The organism is Kocuria palustris, assembly GCF_007666205.1.
GTDB classification, from domain to species: Bacteria; Actinomycetota; Actinomycetes; order Actinomycetales; family Micrococcaceae; genus Kocuria; species Kocuria palustris_A.
Window position 1 is genome coordinate 60,526 of sequence record NZ_VDOR01000007.1, and the last position, 15,489, is coordinate 76,014.

The 15,489-nt window shown below is 74.0% G+C and carries 9 protein-coding genes; 5 read left to right on the forward strand and 4 right to left on the reverse strand.

Translation table 11 applies throughout. From position 1 onward, the window contains the following. Positions 1-37: 37 nt before the first annotated feature. The gene (gene purH / locus FSY66_RS08260) at positions 38-1,654 is read right to left on the reverse strand and encodes a bifunctional phosphoribosylaminoimidazolecarboxamide formyltransferase/IMP cyclohydrolase (protein ID WP_144793495.1); all 1,617 of its coding nucleotides are present in this window, start codon (positions 1,652-1,654) and stop codon (positions 38-40) included. A gap of 125 nt (positions 1,655-1,779) precedes the next feature. Then, the gene (gene purN, locus FSY66_RS08265; RefSeq protein ID WP_144793498.1) at positions 1,780-2,340 is read right to left on the reverse strand and encodes a phosphoribosylglycinamide formyltransferase; all 561 of its coding nucleotides are present in this window, start codon (positions 2,338-2,340) and stop codon (positions 1,780-1,782) included. 91 nt (positions 2,341-2,431) lie between these two features. Between purN and FSY66_RS08270 the strand changes: the two genes are divergently transcribed. Beyond that, complete coding sequence (locus tag FSY66_RS08270; protein ID WP_144793501.1) at positions 2,432-3,007, forward strand: ABC transporter permease; 576 nt, start codon at positions 2,432-2,434, stop codon at positions 3,005-3,007. 84 nt (positions 3,008-3,091) lie between these two features. On the opposite strand, the gene FSY66_RS08275 is transcribed toward FSY66_RS08270, so the two are convergent. Then, on the reverse strand, positions 3,092-4,684 hold the full coding sequence (locus FSY66_RS08275) for a cell division protein PerM (protein WP_144793503.1): 1,593 nt from the start codon (positions 4,682-4,684) through the stop codon (positions 3,092-3,094). A gap of 140 nt (positions 4,685-4,824) precedes the next feature. On the opposite strand from FSY66_RS08275, the gene FSY66_RS08280 reads away from it, so the two are divergent. Further along, positions 4,825-6,015, forward strand: coding sequence for a glycosyltransferase family 4 protein (locus FSY66_RS08280; protein ID WP_144793506.1), 1,191 nt, complete (start codon positions 4,825-4,827; stop codon positions 6,013-6,015). A gap of 130 nt (positions 6,016-6,145) precedes the next feature. Here the strand turns inward: FSY66_RS08280 and FSY66_RS08285 are convergent, their stop codons facing one another. After that, complete coding sequence (locus tag FSY66_RS08285; RefSeq protein WP_144793509.1) at positions 6,146-9,271, reverse strand: hypothetical protein; 3,126 nt, start codon at positions 9,269-9,271, stop codon at positions 6,146-6,148. Between the two features lie 162 nt (positions 9,272-9,433). On the opposite strand from FSY66_RS08285, the gene FSY66_RS08290 reads away from it, so the two are divergent. The 3 genes from FSY66_RS08290 (at position 9,434) to FSY66_RS08300 (ending at position 15,447) form a co-directional block, all read left to right on the forward strand. Continuing rightward, positions 9,434-12,505 (forward strand): DEAD/DEAH box helicase, encoded by a 3,072-nt coding sequence (locus FSY66_RS08290; protein ID WP_144793512.1) that lies wholly within the window; start codon positions 9,434-9,436, stop codon positions 12,503-12,505. Positions 12,506-12,930: 425 nt separating this feature from the next. After that, complete coding sequence (locus tag FSY66_RS08295) at positions 12,931-14,109, forward strand: hypothetical protein (protein WP_144793515.1); 1,179 nt, start codon at positions 12,931-12,933, stop codon at positions 14,107-14,109. 219 nt (positions 14,110-14,328) lie between these two features. Next, positions 14,329-15,447 carry a VIT1/CCC1 transporter family protein gene (locus FSY66_RS08300; protein ID WP_186304510.1) on the forward strand — a complete coding sequence of 373 codons (1,119 nt, stop codon included), beginning with the start codon at positions 14,329-14,331 and terminating at the stop codon, positions 15,445-15,447. The last annotated feature ends 42 nt before the right edge of the window (positions 15,448-15,489 follow it).

Genomic DNA, 15,489 nt, shown 5'->3' on the forward strand with positions numbered 1-15,489 from the left:
GTGCGGGGCCTCGCCGCGCCGATCGGCGCGGGCGCCCTCAGTGGAAGAAGTGCCGTGCCCCGGTCGTGTACATCGTGATGCCGGCCTTCTGCGCGGCGGCGATGACCTCCTCGTCGCGGATCGAGCCGCCGGGCTGGACGACGGCCCGCACACCTGCCTCGAGCAGGACCTCGAGGCCGTCGGCGAACGGGAAGAACGCGTCGGAGGCCGCCACGGAGCCCTGGGCCCGGCGCTGGTCGTCCTGGCCCAGGGTGTTCGCGCGCTCGACGGCCAGGCGGCACGAGTCCACGCGGTTGACCTGCCCCATGCCGATGCCGACGGTCGCGCCGTCGTCGGCGAGCAGGATCGCATTCGACTTGACCGGGCGCAGGGCCTTCCACGCGAAGGCGAGATCCGCCAGGGTGCGCTCGTCGGCGGCCGGGCCGGCGACCAGGCTCCAGTGCGCGGGATCGTCGCCCTCGGCCTGGCTGCGGTCGGCGACCTGCAGCAGCGCACCGCCGGAGACCTGCCGGTACTCGAGCGGATCTCGGGCGTAGCCCTCGGGCAGGCGCAGCAGGCGGATGTTCTTCTTCGCGGTCAGGATCTCCAGGGCTGCGGGCTCGAAGTCCGGCGCCACGACGACCTCGGTGAAGATGTCCTTGACGGTGCGGGCCATGGCCTCGCTCACCGGCCGGTTCACGGCGATCACGCCGCCGTAGGCCGACAGCGGGTCGCAGGCGTGCGCCTTGCGGTGGGCGTCGGCCACCGGGTCCTCGGCCCCCGGCGTGGCCACGGCCAGGCCGCACGGGTTGTTGTGCTTGACGACGGCCACGGCCGTGTCGTCGAAGTCGCTGACCGTGCGCAGCGCGGCGTCCGCGTCGACGTAGTTGTTGTAGGACATCGCCTTGCCGTGCAGCTGCTCGGCCTGGGCGATGCCCGGGGATGCGGCCTGGTCCAGGTACAGGGCCGCCGCCTGGTGGGGGTTCTCGCCGTAGCGCAGCGACTCGGCGCGCTCGAAGCCCAGACCGGCATAGGGGGGCATGACGACGTCGGCCTCGGGGTCCTCGGACAGCAGCGTCTTCTGCGTCCACTCGGCCACCGCGGTGTCGTAGGCGGCGGTGTGCGAGAAGGCCGCGGCCGCCAGCCGGCGGCGCGCGGCGAGGTCGAAGCCGCCGCCGGAGGCAGCCTGCACGACCTCGTCGTAGCGCGCCGGATCCACGACGACGGCCACCGACGGGTGGTTCTTGGCCGCCGCGCGGACCATCGAGGGCCCGCCGATGTCGATCTGCTCGATCACCTCGTCGCGGCCCGCGCCGGAGCGCACGGTCTCGGCGAACGGGTAGAGGTTCACGACCACCAGGTCGAACGGCTCGATGCCGAGGTCCTCGAGCTGCCGCACGTGGTCGTCCTTGCGGCGATCGGCCAGGATGCCGGCATGCACGCGCGGGTGCAGCGTCTTCACGCGGCCCTCGAGGCACTCCGGGAATCCGGTCAGATCGGCCACCTCGGTCACGGGGACGCCCGCCTCCGCGATGCGCTCGGCCGTGGACCCGGTGGACACGAGCGAGACGCCGGCGGAGTGCAGGCCCCGGGCCAGCTCCTCCAGCCCGGTCTTGTCGTAGACGGAGATCAGGGCGCGCTTCAGGGGAAGGCGGTCCTGCTGGTTCTGGCTCACGGGCGGATCTCTCCCAGGTCGTGGATCGGGGTCGTGGGGCTCGGCGCCGCCCGCCGGCGGCGGAGCGGGCGCCCGGCCCAGTCTAGGACCCGCCCCTGCCCGCCCGGCGCCGCCCGATGGTGTGATCAGCCGCGCACCAGCTCGGCGACGGTCTCCACGAGCAGCTCCCGCTCGGCGACCTTGATCCGCTCGTGCAGCGAGCCCTCGTCGTCGTCGTCGCGGACGGCCACTGCGGTCTGGGCCAGGATCCGACCCGCGTCCACCTCGGGGACCACTCTGTGGACCGTGGCGCCGGTGATCTTCACGCCGTGGGCCAGGGCGTCGCGGACGCCGTGGGCTCCCGGGAACGACGGCAGCAGCGCGGGGTGGGTGTTGATCAGCCGGTCCCGGAAGGCCGCCACGAACTCCTCGTCCAGGATCCGCATGAAGCCCGCCAGGATCACCAGGTCCGGCTCCCGGGCCGCGACCGCCTCCTGCAGGGCCCGGTTCCAGGACGGCCGGTCCTGGTACGAGGACGGAGCCACCCGGAAGGTCTCGATGCCCGCGGCCGCGGCGCGCTCGAGACCGGTGCAGTCCTTGTCGGCGCCGACGGCCGCGATCTCGGCGGCGATCCTGCCGTCCGCGACGGCGTCGATCAGGGCCTGGGCGGTGGTTCCGGAGCCGGAGACGAGGATGACGAGGCGCATGGCCGGAATCCTATCGGCGCTCGCCCGCCGCGGCGGCCAGCCCGGTCCGGCCCGGTGCGGCCCGCGAGCCTCCGGCCCGTAGACTCGGTCCATGAGCTCCGCACCTCCTCCCCCGAGCCCCGCGACCCGGCGACCGGAGTCGGACGGCGAGGACGGACCGGGCCGCGACCCGCAGGACCCGCGCGTGCTCAGCGGCGCCGCCGGGACCGCGCTCATCGCGCTGCTGGCCGTCGGCGCGGCCATGCTCCTGACCTCTGGCCCGCTGTGGATGACCCTGGCGGGCCTGGTCGCCGCGCTCATCGGCATGGTGCTCGCCGTGGTCGCCCTGGCACGGCTGCGCGGCGCCCCGCGCAAGGGCACGGTCATCCTGACCTCGATCATCGCGCTGATCATCGGCCTGTGGAGCCTGGTCGGGGGCGGCGCGCGGCTGCTCTTCTGGGATCAGGTCGAGAGCTACGACGCGTGCATGTCGTCGTCGGTCACGATCTCGGGCACCGCGTCCTGCCAGCAGGAGCTCGAGGACGACCTGCGCGAGTCGATCCTCCCCGGAGCGGGCTCGGGAGGCGCCGACGACTCCGGGGCCGCGGCGACCGCCGACCCGGCCGACGAGGCCTCCGCGACGGCGGGCACCGAGTCGACGGGCGACGAGCCCTCCGCCTCGTCCTGAGTCGGCCCGCCGCACGGATCCGCCGCGCGGCGGATCCGCGCTCCGGTCGGCACCTCTCAGCCGCGCCGTCCCGCGCCGCGGCCCTCAGCGGTCCCGGGCGGCCTTGCGGCGGCGCCGACGGCGCTCGTCCGCGGTCTCCCTGCGCTGCAGTCGCTCCTGCCGCGCCTGCGCGCGCAGCCGACGCTGCCGCTGGATCTCCTGCCGTCGGCGGGCCTCTCGCTCGCGCTCGGCCTCGGCCCGGGAGGCGGCCTCCTGCTCGGCGCGCTCGTCGTCGGTGCGCCACAGGTCATCGCCGGGCGCCGCCGCCGGATCCTCCGCGGAGGGAGCGGAGCCGCCGGAGCGCACCGCGCGGCGGCGGTCCGTCCAGGGGCTGAGGATCAGCGCCAGGGCCGCGCCCACGGCCACCTCCGCGGCCGTCATCAGGCCGAGGGCCCACGGGAGGACGCCGACGTGGGTGAGCACGCCGATGCCGAGGGAACCCGATGCCGCGGCCCCCAGGACCGCCGTCAGCAGCCCGGCGACGACGCCGATGAGCACCGCGGTGACCAGCACGACCAGCGGAGCGGAGACCCGGCGGCCGGGCAGGCGCACCGCGATCCACTCCCCCAGATGGTCCTCGCCCTCGCGGGCGAACCAGTGCCCGGCCGCGAAGCCGCCGAGGACCAGCAGCAGCGGCGCCGCCAGCAGCGCCGGCGACGGATCGTGGCCCGGCAGGATCGCGAGCACCGGGAGAGCGGGGAGCACCTCCGCCTCGGTGCCCAACGGGGTGATCGAGGTGCCGTGGCCGATCTGGAACCCGGCCCCGGAGGCCCATGCCGCCGCCCACACGATCAGGTTCGGCAGCAGCGCGAAGTGCAGCAGCGCCACGGCGACGTCCCCCGCGGCGTCGGTGCCCAGGCTGCGGTGCGCCTGGAGCATCTGCCCCGCGCCCGTGACCAGCGCCGCCAGGAGGCAGATCGCCCCGGCCAGCACGGCGCACACGGCCCCGATCCCTCCGGCGCGCAGCAGCGCCCACAGGTACGAGCCTGCCCAGCGGTAGTCCTGGCGCATGCGCCGGGCCCTTGCCACCGCCCGCTCGCCGACGAGCGCGGCGGCGGAGCCCTCCTCGGCCATCGCCCCGACGGCCACGAAGACCGCGACGATCCAGCCGCCGATCAGCACCGCCGACAGGGCCGAGGCCGCCGAGGCCTCGGTGCGGCCGAGCAGCGCGACCGCCGCGGCCAGGACGGCGTGGGAGGCGCCCGCGGCCAGCACCGCTCCGCCGAGCCGCGCGCCGGACGGGGCGCGGCGGGCCATGCGGACTCCGCAGCGGTAGGACAGCCACGCGGTGAGGACGGTCAGGCCCAGCGGGACCAGGCTGACCACGCCGCCCTCCGGGCCGAGGCCATCGGCCGGCGGGATCAGCACATCGACCGGCACGCCGAGCGAGAGCAGCCACAGCTGCGCGCCGAGACCGGCCGCGACCGCCGCCGGCAGATGCTCGAAGCCGCCCAGGACGGTCGAGAGCACGAGCGCGATCACCGACAGCGCCAGCACCGGCAGCCCGATCCCCAGACCGGGCAGCAGACCCCGGTGCCAGGGCACGGTCGCGGCCGGCGCCTCCTCCGGGGCCGGGCGGCGGGGGCCGGAGTCGGGCACGGAGGATGCGGAGGTCGGGGAAGCGGGTCGATCGGTCATCGCCGGCCATGTTCTCACGGCCTCCTGTCCGCCCCCGGTGAGACCGGCCGCACAGTCCGCGTCGCGAGTTCACACCTGCTTCACCGCCGGGCCACTGCGCGTCGGCCTCCTCAGCACCGCGGCGTAGCACGGTGGGGACCGTGAGAATCGCTGTCATCGCCGAACAGTTCCTGCCCCACATGAACGGGGTCACCCACTCCGTCATCCGGGTGATCGAGCACCTGCGCTCCCGCGGCCACCACGCGATGGTCATCTGCCCGGCGGCCGATCCCCTCCAGATCACCCACACCACGGAGACCCTCGACGGCCCCTCCATCGGGCATCCCGAGCTGGACGGGGTGGTCGTCCACCGTCTCCCGGCGGTGCCCCTGACGGGGTACTCGGACGTGCGCCTCGCCGCGGGGCCGACGGCCACGGTGCGCCGGATCCTGCGCCGACACCGCCCGGACGTCGTCCACCTGGCCTCGCCGTTCGTGCTCGGCTGGCGGGGGGTCCAGGCGGCCCACCAGCTCGGCGTGCCGTGCGCCGCCGTCTACCAGACGGAGATCCCGGGCTACGCGGGCCGCTACGGTGCTCCGTTCCTCGAGGAGCTGCTGTGGGGCCATGTGCAGACGCTGCACAATCTGGCCACGGTCACGCTGGCGCCGTCGTCCTTCGCGATCCGCCAGCTGCACGACCACGGCGTGCAGCGCGTGCACCTGTGGCGCCGCGGCGTCGACGCCGTGCGCTTCGACCCCGCCAAGCGGGACGAGGCCTGGCGCCGCGAGATCGGCGGCGGCCGGAAGCTGATCGGCTACGTCGGCCGCCTGGCCGCCGAGAAGCAGGTCGAGGACCTCGCCCGCCTCGACGCCCTGCCGGACTCCCGACTGGTGATCGTCGGCTCCGGGCCCGAGGAGGAGTCGCTGCGGCGCCGGCTGCCGAACGCGCACTTCGCGGGCTTCCAGGGCGGGGAGGATCTGGCGCGCATCATGGCCGGCCTCGACGTCTTCGTCCACCCGGGCGAGCACGAGACCTTCTGCCAGACGATCCAGGAGGCCATGGCCTCTGGCGTCCCCGTCGTGGCCACGGGCCGCGGTGGGCCGCTGGACCTGGTGGACCAGTCGCACAACGGCTGGCTGTACCGCCCCGGGGACCTCGATCAGATGCGGCACCACGTCCGGGACCTCCTGGGCGACGACGCCAAGCGCCAGGCCTTCGCCCGCGCGGCCCGGGCGACCGTGGAGACCCGCACCTGGGCGGCGATCGGCGATCAGCTGATCGGGCACTACGAGCGCGCCCGGCTCACGTCCCGGCGCCACCGCGCGGCCCGGCAGTCGCTGCGCGCGGGCTGATCGCACCACCCGCCGGAGCGGCGGGCGGCGGGGCACGGAGGGGCCGGTGCGCGCAGGTGTGCACCGGCCCCTCACGGGCAGCCGGACCGTGGGGCCCGGGGCCGTGGTGCCCCCGGGCCGTCGGGCCGTCTCAGCCCATGAGCTTGGCGATCAGCACCTCGGCGAACTCCCGGGAGATGTCGCCGTAGTTCAGCGAGAAGTCGTCGTCCACGCGGGTGGGGATCAGCCCCGAGCACAGCACCGCGGCGCGGGCGTAGAGCCCCGGCAGCTCCGCGCCGATCGGCACGGACAGCAGCTGCAGCGACTCGTCCCACGACACCAGCGGCGTCCCGGCCTGCCGGGCGGCCAGGTGCTTGCCGAGCCCGGAGTTCACCAGGCGGCTGTGCCCCGACTCGACATCGGCCTCCGTGCGGAACCGGTAGCGCGTGCGGTGGTGGTGGTTGATCCGGAACAGCCCGGCCTGCTCGCGATCCGTCGTGGAGTGCCACGTCGCATCGGCCGGGTCGAAGCGCTCGGCGACGCCGTTGTACTGCATCTCCGCGCGCGCCAGGCCCTCCTCGACCGAGGACAGCGGGGGCAGCGTGTCGAGCATGACCGGGCCGGCCTCGTAGACCACGTCGCACAGGCCCTCCGGCAGGTGCTCGGCCACGTCCTCCAGGGAGGCGTCCATGATCAGCGACAGCGAGTGGTCCTCCGGCGACAGCGTGACGACCGAGCCGCCGACCTTCTCCGCGGCCGTCGCGACCTGGGCCTCCTTCGCGGGGGTCCAGCCGCCGGTCAGCAGCACCGAGCCGTCGACGAGCTGGGCGAGCGCCGGCGAGCAGACCTGCCAGCGGCGCACCGTCCAGTTGGCGTCGCGGATCGTCTCGAGGAAGCCCAGGGCGTGGAGATTGCCCACGAACCACTCCTCGAAGCGCTCGGTGTCCTCGAGCTGGCGAGCCACGATCGACAGCGACGAGCGCTTGCCGCCGCCCAGGAACGTGAGCGCGTCCCGGAAGGGGCCCCACGACGACGGGTGCTCCCCGACCTCGGGGCCGATGAACTGCAGGGAGTCCGCCGAGCCGACCTCGGAGACGGCCGAGGCCTTGGTCAGCCGGCCCGGGTAGCGCTTCTCGAGCCCGCAATCGCGGCAGCGCCCGAAGATCCACGGCGCCTTGGACTTGGGGTCCATGGGCGGGATCACGATGCGGTGGCGGCCCGTCTCGAGGCACGAGGGCCCCTCGTGCGGCGGCAGCACGTTCTCGCGGGGCACGAGCAGCTGGCCCTCCGCCGAGTGCCACCCCGGCTGCAGGGGCAGCTCGGCATCGGTCTCGACGGGGTGGGCCTCGAGGTTGTCGAACGCGCCCTGGACGTACTCGTCGGGCAGCTCCTGCGCGGTCGCGGCCGTCACGGGCCACAGCACGTCGGAGGGCTCGTGGAGCATCTCGCCCTCGTAGCCCAGCGAGCGCTGGGTGATGTAGAAGCTCGTGTCGCGCACCTGGTACGAGATCCGCTGCTTGACGGAGCGCCCGGCCTTGAGCACCAGCACGTAGTCGTTGGGCCGCAGGCGGCCGTCGGCCCCGACCATGGGCGTGCTGCCCACGGAGATCTGGAACGGGGGCGTCCGGTTCTCCGCGAGCTTGTGCCGCTCCTGCCGGAAGGTCTCGGGGTGGCGCCATTCGACCTCGAGGGTCAGCGGCGCATCCGAGTCGGAGACCACCGTGATCTGCGGCGGTCGCTGGGTCGACCAGCGGATGACGTCGCCGGGGATCCGCAGCCCGCCGGAGAGCCGGATGGAGGGGACCAGGCGCGGGACCATGCCCGAGAAGTTGTCGTCGACGGTCAGCTCGGGGTTGCCGGCGCGCAGCACCTGGACGCCGTCGAACAGCGCCCAGCCCTCGGGCAGGCCCGCCGTGCCCGCCGGGAGGAACGTGAAGTCCGGGGAGGCCGAGTCCGCGAGGATCGCGCGCAGGGACTCGATCATGTCCTCGTCGTCGCGGATCAGGACGCGGCACGGCCACGCGGCGGGGATGTGGTCCACGGAGATGTAGGTGTCCGAGAAGCCGTCCTTGGCGAACACGACCACGGGCCGCGGCGAGCGCTGGAAGCTGTGCGCGCCGGCGGACAGGCGCAGCTCTCCGGCCAGCAGCGACTGCGGGTCGATGCGCGCCGAGTAGGCGGAGATGCCCAGGTAGGCGTCCCCGATGTACGACAGGAACACCGAGCGCGGCCCGGCGGTCGTCTCGAGCTCCACGTCGCGATCGGCCATGAAGCGCTTGGGCACCGCGAAGCCGAACTCGAACTGGGGATTGCCGACGTAGTCCGCCGAGTCGACCATCGTCAGCGAGGCGGAGTGCTCGCCCGGGCGGGAGGTCGCGGAGCGGCGCACGGGCACGGGGCCCCCGGCGGATTCGCGGGAGCGCTCCCAGCGCATGAGCTCGGAGCGGGCGATCTCCAGGCCCGGCTCGCGCGTGGAGGCGGTCGACCAGAGCTTCTTCATCTCGCTCGAGACGTCGGTGTCGGCCACGTCGAGCCAGAAGTCCAGGTAGATGCCGAGCTCGCCCGCCGAGAGCCCCTGGGCCATGGTCAGCTCCATGTCCTCGAACATCCGGTGCAGCTGACGCCGCTCGGACTCCCCCAGCAGCGACTGCGACAGCGCCAGGCCCACGGGGCGCTGGCTGAGGGCATCGCCCACGGGCAGCCCGATCTCGCCGTCGCGCAGCTCGAGCCAGTAGCGCACGGCGTCCCAGTAGCCCTCGGCGTCCTTCTTGAAGGACGTCTCGAGCGCCTTGGCCTGGTCCTGCCCCGCCCCCAGCAGCACGGCCAGCGGGAGGTAGAAGGCCGTGGCGGCCTTGGCTCCGGTGCGCGAGGCCAGCCGCGAGGTGTGCCGCCCGGCGACGGCGAACAGGCACAGCAGGGCCACGACGGGCGGCGGTGCGAGCTCCTCGAGCGAATCCAGCGCGCGCCGGGAGTCGCGGTACCACAGCGTGTTCATGCGGGTGAACGTCTCGAGCATGGGGGTGCGGGACCCGTCGAGCACGAGCAGGGGGGTCACGGAGTCAGCGATCGAGCGCAGGACGGTCGGGCCGTCCATCTCGTGCTCGGCGCCGATCCGCGCGAGCACGGCGTCGTCGAGATCCAGGGGCACCAGCTCGCCCGCCTTGTCGGTGCCGAACAGCGCCGCGCACACGGCGTCGTTCCAGCCCAGGTACTCCACCTCCGCATCGCTGCGCGCGATCCGGTGGTCCCCGAGGCTGAGCCCTCGCGTCTGAGCCAACTGCTCCTCCGTTTCGCGGCTCTCGTGGAGCCGTCGTCCTGATCCGGTGCCGCTCGGCCGCGATCCGCAGCCGACGCGCTCTGCCCATCGACGCCGCCCGATCGGATGGGACCGGGCAGCAGATGCCATTGTAGGCGCCGCGCGCCGCGTAGGATCGGTCGGATGACCGCCACACCGACCTCCGGCGACTCGGGGTGGAAGCGCGCCCTCGAGCAGATGCTCGACGACGCCCGGGACGACGGCCTCGACCCCGCCCACGACGACGGCCCGGCCCCGGAGATCGGCCTCGAGTTCGATCTGCAGCTGCCCCAGCTGCGCCGCGTGCGCCGCGCCGTCCCCGCGGCCGGCGCCCCGTACACGCTCGGGATGCGGCCCGTGCGCCGGGGCTCCCGCGGCGCCTGGATCCGCGGCGGCCTGGACTGGGAGCGGGTCGTCGATGCCGGGCACGCCGGCGCCGTCACCTCCGAGCAGGCGGACTGGTTCGACGAGCTGCGGGTCCTGGCCGAGGTCCGCTCGCGCCGGGTCGCCCACGACCGGCACTGGATCCGGCTCGAGCACTACGAGTCGCCCATGCTGTGGTCCCTGCTGGCCCGGGCCGACGAGCTCGGCGTCCGCCTGGTCAGCGCCGGCCACGGGCACCCGGTGGCCCTGGACCCTCCGGGGCGGTTCCAGGTGGATCTGAGCCGGGACGGCGGCAGCGGCCTGGCGCTGCGCCCCGAGGTCGTGGTCGAGGCCGACGGGCGGCGCCGCGTCATCCCGCTGACCTCGGCCGGAGTGATCGGGGATCCGGGGCACGGGCTCTTCTTCCCGGTCACCGCCGAGGACGGCCCGCCCGGGTTCTCGGGCTCGTCGCCCGATCTGCTGGATCCGGAGTCGGATCTCAATGCCATGACCCTGCGGCTGGTCCCGCTGAGCACCCGCCTGACCCGCGAGCAGCGCCGCTTCCTGGAGACCGCCCAGGAGATGACGGTGCCCGAGGCCGAGGTCCAGGAGTTCGTGGACCGCTGGTTCCCGCGGCTGCAGCAGCGCATCAGCCTGACCAACGACGACGGCTCGATCGAGCTGCCCGACGTGGCCGCTCCCGAGATGGTGCTGATCGTCACCCACGACGACCTCACGGTGCGCCTGGAGTGGGAGTGGGAGTACCAGCTCGGCGGCGAGCGCATGCGGCTGCCGTTCCGCCCCGCGGATCCGCTGGGCACCGAGCCGGTGCGCCGCGACTCGACCTGGGAGACGTCGATGACCACCGCGGTCCACAGGCGGATCCCCGACCTCGAGTTCCGCCGCAGCGCCTACGTGGGCCGCGACGCCGTGGTGCTGCTGCGCGACTGGCTCCCCGAGCTCGAGCGGGTCCACGACCTGCGCATCGAGACCCGGGGCACCGCACCCGCCTACCGCCCGTCCGAGGAGCCCCCGGAGATCACCGTCAGCACGGCTCCCAGCGAGCGCCGGGACTGGTTCGACCTGGGGGTCGCGGTCAGGGTGGGCGAGTTCCACGTCGCCTTCGCGGACGTCTTCAAGGCGCTGGCGCAGGGCCAGGACATCATGATGCTGCCCGACGGCACCTGGTTCGGCCTCGATGCCCCCCGGTTCGAGAAGCTGCGGGACCTGCTCAAGGAGGCCCGCTCGCTCCAGGACTCCCCCTCGGATGCGCCCATGATCTCCCGGCACCAGCTCGGGCTGTGGGAGGAGTTCGAGGAGCTCGCCGACCGCAGCGAGACGGTCTCGCGCTGGAGGGAGGCCGTGGCCCGCCTCGGCCCCGCCGCCGAGCAGGATCCGCCGGCCGTGCCCGAGTCCCTGCGCGCCGAGCTGCGGCCCTATCAGGTCGACGGCTTCCGCTGGCTGGCGGCCCTGCACGACCTCGGCCTGGGCGGGGTGCTGGCCGATGACATGGGCCTGGGCAAGACCGTGCAGACCATTGCGATGATCCAGCGCGCGCACGACCGCGCCGCCGCCGCGAGCGGCGCCGACGAGCACGGCGAGCCGGTCCCGCCCGGGGGTCCCTTCCTGGTCGTGGCCCCCACCTCGGTGGTCCCCAACTGGGTCTCCGAGATCCGCCGCTTCGCCCCGGGGCTGAGCGTGCGGGCCGTGCGCGGCACCGCCGCCGCGACGGGCGACGACCCGATCGCCCTGGCACGCCGGCACGACGTCGTCGTGACCTCCTACGCGCTGCTGCGCCTGGACGAGCAGCTGTGGACCTCGATCGACTGGTCGGGCGTCGTGCTGGACGAGGCGCAGTTCGTCAAGAACCCGCGGACGCGGGCGCACCGGGCCGCGCGGGCGCTGCGCTGCGACACGACCATCGCGGTGACGGGCACGCCGCTGGAGAACGGGCTGACGGATCTGTGGGCGCTGCTCGCGCTGACCGCTCCAGGCCTGTTCCCCTCGCGCCGGGGCTTCGCCCAGCGGTACCAGCGGCCCATCGAGACCGCGGGCGACCGCGCGGCCCTGGCGCGCATGCGCCGGCGGCTGGCCCCCTTCATGCTGCGGCGCACCAAGGAGTCCGTCGACCTGCAGCTGCCGCCCAAGATCGAGCAGACGCTCGAGATCGAGCTGTCGCCCGAGCATCGGCGCCTCTACGACCTGCACCTGCAGCGCGAGCGCTCGAAGGTCCTGGGGCTGCTGCAGGACCTGAACGGCAACCGCTTCACGATCTTCCAGTCGCTGACCAAGCTGCGCCTGATGGCCCTGGACCCGAGTCTCGTGGACCCGGAGGCGGAGGCGCCCTCCTCGAAGCTCGAGGTCCTCTTCGAGCACCTCCCGGAGATCATCGCCGAGGGGCACCGGCCGCTCGTGTTCTCCCAGTTCACCGGCTTCCTCGAGCTGGCCGCGGCCCGCCTGGAGCGCCTCGGCATCCCGTACTCGTACCTCGACGGCTCGACCCGGGACCGCGCCGCGGCGATCGACGGCTTCCGCTCCGGTCGCACGAGGATCTTCCTCGTCTCCCTCAAGGCCGGCGGCACCGGCCTGAACCTCGTCGAGGCCGACTACTGCTTCCTGCTGGATCCGTGGTGGAACCCGATGGCCGAGAACCAGGCCATCGACAGAGCCCACAGAATCGGGCAGACCCGGAAGGTGCTCGTGTACCGGCTCATCGCGCAGGGCACGATCGAGCAGAAGGTCATGGCGCTCAAGGGCCGCAAGGCGCAGCTGTTCGACTCCGTCATGGACGACGACGGGACCTTCGCCGCCGAGCTGAGCGCCGACGACGTCAGGCAGCTCCTCGAGCTCTGACGCCGCGCCCGCCGCACGGCGGATCCGGAGCTCCCGGCGGGCCCCGCGCCGGGGTCGCCGCGCCGCACGGGCTCGGACGCCGCCGCCTCGCATCGAGCGGATTCCGACCTCCGGCACCGGGGGATCCCAGCTTCGACGTCACATTGGCCGCGGAATCTGTGAACTCGTGTGGATGTGCCCGGATTGCACTACCGTGAGGCGCACGCGGCATCGGCCCGCGGCCCACGAGGCCGCGGTGCCGTGCCCCTCCCAGCATCCGGTGCCGCGGCTCGGCCCACCACCCCCGCCGAGCGCCGCAGGCATCCGCCGCCGTCGCACGACGCCGGCCTCGCGCTCTGCCCGCACCGTGCCCGACCGACGCTGCCTCCGACCGATCGCCGAGTCCGGCTGACAGCGCCTCTCTCCCGCAGAGGAAGTGATCCTCCGTGCCCTCTCCGCACACGGGCCGCGCCGTCTCCCCCGACGCCCCCGCGGCACCGGGGCAGATCGTCGCGGCCATGGCCGCCGCCGGACTCTCCCCCGGCGACGTCCGCCGTCGACTGCACATGCTCTATCCCGATCTGCCGCTGAGCTTCTGGGCCCCGTGGCTGCGTCGCGGCCTGTTCGCCGAGCACTCCGAGCCCCCGGGCGGCCGCCGTGCTCCGCACGACGACCGGCTGCTGCGCCTGGGCGTCGAGCTCGTGGCCGCGATCGCGCTGCGGCTGGCACCCGACGCCGCAGATGCCCTGCTGCTGGCGCAGGAGGACCTCGACGCGCTCGAGGACCTCCTCGGGGAGTACGACCCCTCCGGGGCGATCCTCGCCGAGTGCCTGAAGCTCATCGGCGCCATGCGCCGGCGCATCGACGCGGGCGCCCGCCCGCTGCTGAGCGAGTCGGCCTACCACGAGCTGCTCGTCGACATCCGACTCGTCGGGGACGCCCCGGAGGCCCTCCGCCTGGCCTGGCCCCCCGCCGCCTCCGTGGTGTCGTGGAAGCTCGGCGGGGGCGACTGGACCAGGGCCCTGGCCTCGCTCGGACTCGACGGCGGGCAGCCCTCGGCGTCGGCCGCCCCGCCGCCGAGGGCGGCCCGCGAGGTCCAGGAGCTCGAGGATCCCGGCATCGCCCTGGTCGCCGCCCCCGCCGGCGCGGACGCGGAGCCCGAGCACGTGTGGGACGAGCTGCGCGACCGGCTGGCCGAGGAGCTCGCCGGCGTGGCCTGGAAGGACGTCCTGGTCCTGCGCTACAGCGCGCTGCCCGGCCAGGACGTGCCGCCGTCCGCGTGGGCGCGCACCGGCCCCGACGGAACCCACGTCCACCTCTCCGGCGTCGACGGCTCCTCGGCCCGGTGGCCCCGCGAGGACAGCTACTTCGACGACGCGCGGTGGCGCCGGCCGTCGGTCGAGGGAGTGGCCTGGAACGCCGGCCCGCTGCCGTTCGTCGCGGCCGCCGAGCTCATGGTCGAGGGGATGCGCTTCGGCCGGCTGTGCAGCGATCCGTATCGCTTCTGCTGGGGCGTGGGCGATGCCGGCGCCGCGGACGCCCGTGCCGGGACGGACGACGACCCGGCGGTCGAGCAGGAGGACGAGGCGGTCGCCGCGGTGCTGCCCTTCACGAGCCCGGAGTGAGCATCAGCACGTCCCGGCCCGTCCACGGGGCAGCCGATGCTGTATAGACTGCTCCGATCGAAGGGGAGTAGCTCCGCGAGGCCGTGGCCTCACGAGGCTCGTCGACATACCGGATTCACGGAGGAGTCCCGGCGAGCCGTCCGCGCGCGGACGAGCGAGACCTTCACCGCCCTGCGCGACGGCTCGTGCCGCCCCGCATCGACAGGACAGGACTCCTCCATGACCGGCTCCCACGCGCCTTCCGCCGAGCCCGCCGCCGACAAGGCCCAGATCCGCCGGTGGCGCCGCTACCTCGCCGAGGAGCAGGCCGAGGCCGAGATCTACCGCCGCCTCGGGGAGCGCTCCTCCGGCCGTCATCGTCGGATCCTCCTCGAGGTCGCCGAGGCCGAGGGACGCCACAGCGCGCACTGGGAGGACCGGCTCGCCCCCTACGGCCTCGGGCCCACGCGGCCGTCGCCGGGCTCGCGCCTGCTGATGTTCCTGGCCGAGCACTTCGGCACGGTCTTCGTCCTGGCGCTGCTGCAGCGCGCGGAGTCGCGCTCCCCCTACTCCGGCGACGCCGACGTCCCCGAGTCCATGGCCGCCGACGAGGCCCTGCACGAGGAGATCGTGCGCGCCCTGGCCAACGACGGCCGCCAGCGCCTGTCCGGGAACTTCCGCGCAGCGGTCTTCGGCGCCAACGACGGGCTGGTCTCCAATCTGGCGCTCGTCATGGGCGTCGGGGCCACCGGCATGAGCGGATCCCAGGTGCTGTTCACCGGCATCGCGGGCCTGCTGGCCGGCGCCCTGTCCATGGGGGCCGGCGAGTTCGTCTCGGTGCGCTCCCAGCGCGAGATGCTCGACGCCTCGCGGCCCACCCAGGTGACCCTGGATGTCGCGCCCAAGCTCGACCTGCAGGCCAATGAGCTCGAGCTGGTCTACCGCGCCCGCGGCATGACCGCCGAGGCCGCCGCGCACCGAGCGGCCGAGCGCCTGGGCTATCTGGACTGCGACTGCGATCCGTCCCTGTCCTACCAGGACGATGACGAGGAGGCCGAGTCCGAGCAGGACAACGTCGCGCTGGGGACCGACCTGGGCGCCTCCGCCTCGAGCTTCTGCTTCTTCGCCTCCGGAGCGGTCATCCCCATCATCCCGTTCGTGTTCGGGATGTCGGGGATGCCCGCGCTGGTGCTGGCCATGGTGCTCGTCGGCATCGCGCTGCTCGTGACGGGCGGGGCGGTCGGCCTGCTGTCCGGCGCCTCGCCGTTCAAGCGGGGCCTGCGCCAGCTCGGGATCGGCTACGGCGCGGCCGTGGCCACCTATCTCCTGGGGCTGCTGTTCAACACGTCGGCCGCCTGAGGCGCCGACGGGGGCGCGGGTGCCGTGCCCCCGCTCGCCCCC

Excerpts from the sequence above, each read along its gene's own strand:
- purN (WP_144793498.1), bottom strand. The coding sequence starts at position 2,340 with ATGCGCCTCGTCATCCTCGTCTCCGGCTCCGGAACCACCGCCCAGGCC.
- FSY66_RS08270 (WP_144793501.1), top strand. The coding sequence starts at position 2,432 with ATGAGCTCCGCACCTCCTCCCCCGAGCCCCGCGACCCGGCGACCGGAG.
- FSY66_RS08275 (WP_144793503.1), bottom strand. The coding sequence starts at position 4,684 with ATGACCGATCGACCCGCTTCCCCGACCTCCGCATCCTCCGTGCCCGAC.
- FSY66_RS08290 (WP_144793512.1), top strand. The coding sequence starts at position 9,434 with ATGACCGCCACACCGACCTCCGGCGACTCGGGGTGGAAGCGCGCCCTC.
- FSY66_RS08300 (WP_186304510.1), top strand. The coding sequence starts at position 14,329 with ATGACCGGCTCCCACGCGCCTTCCGCCGAGCCCGCCGCCGACAAGGCC.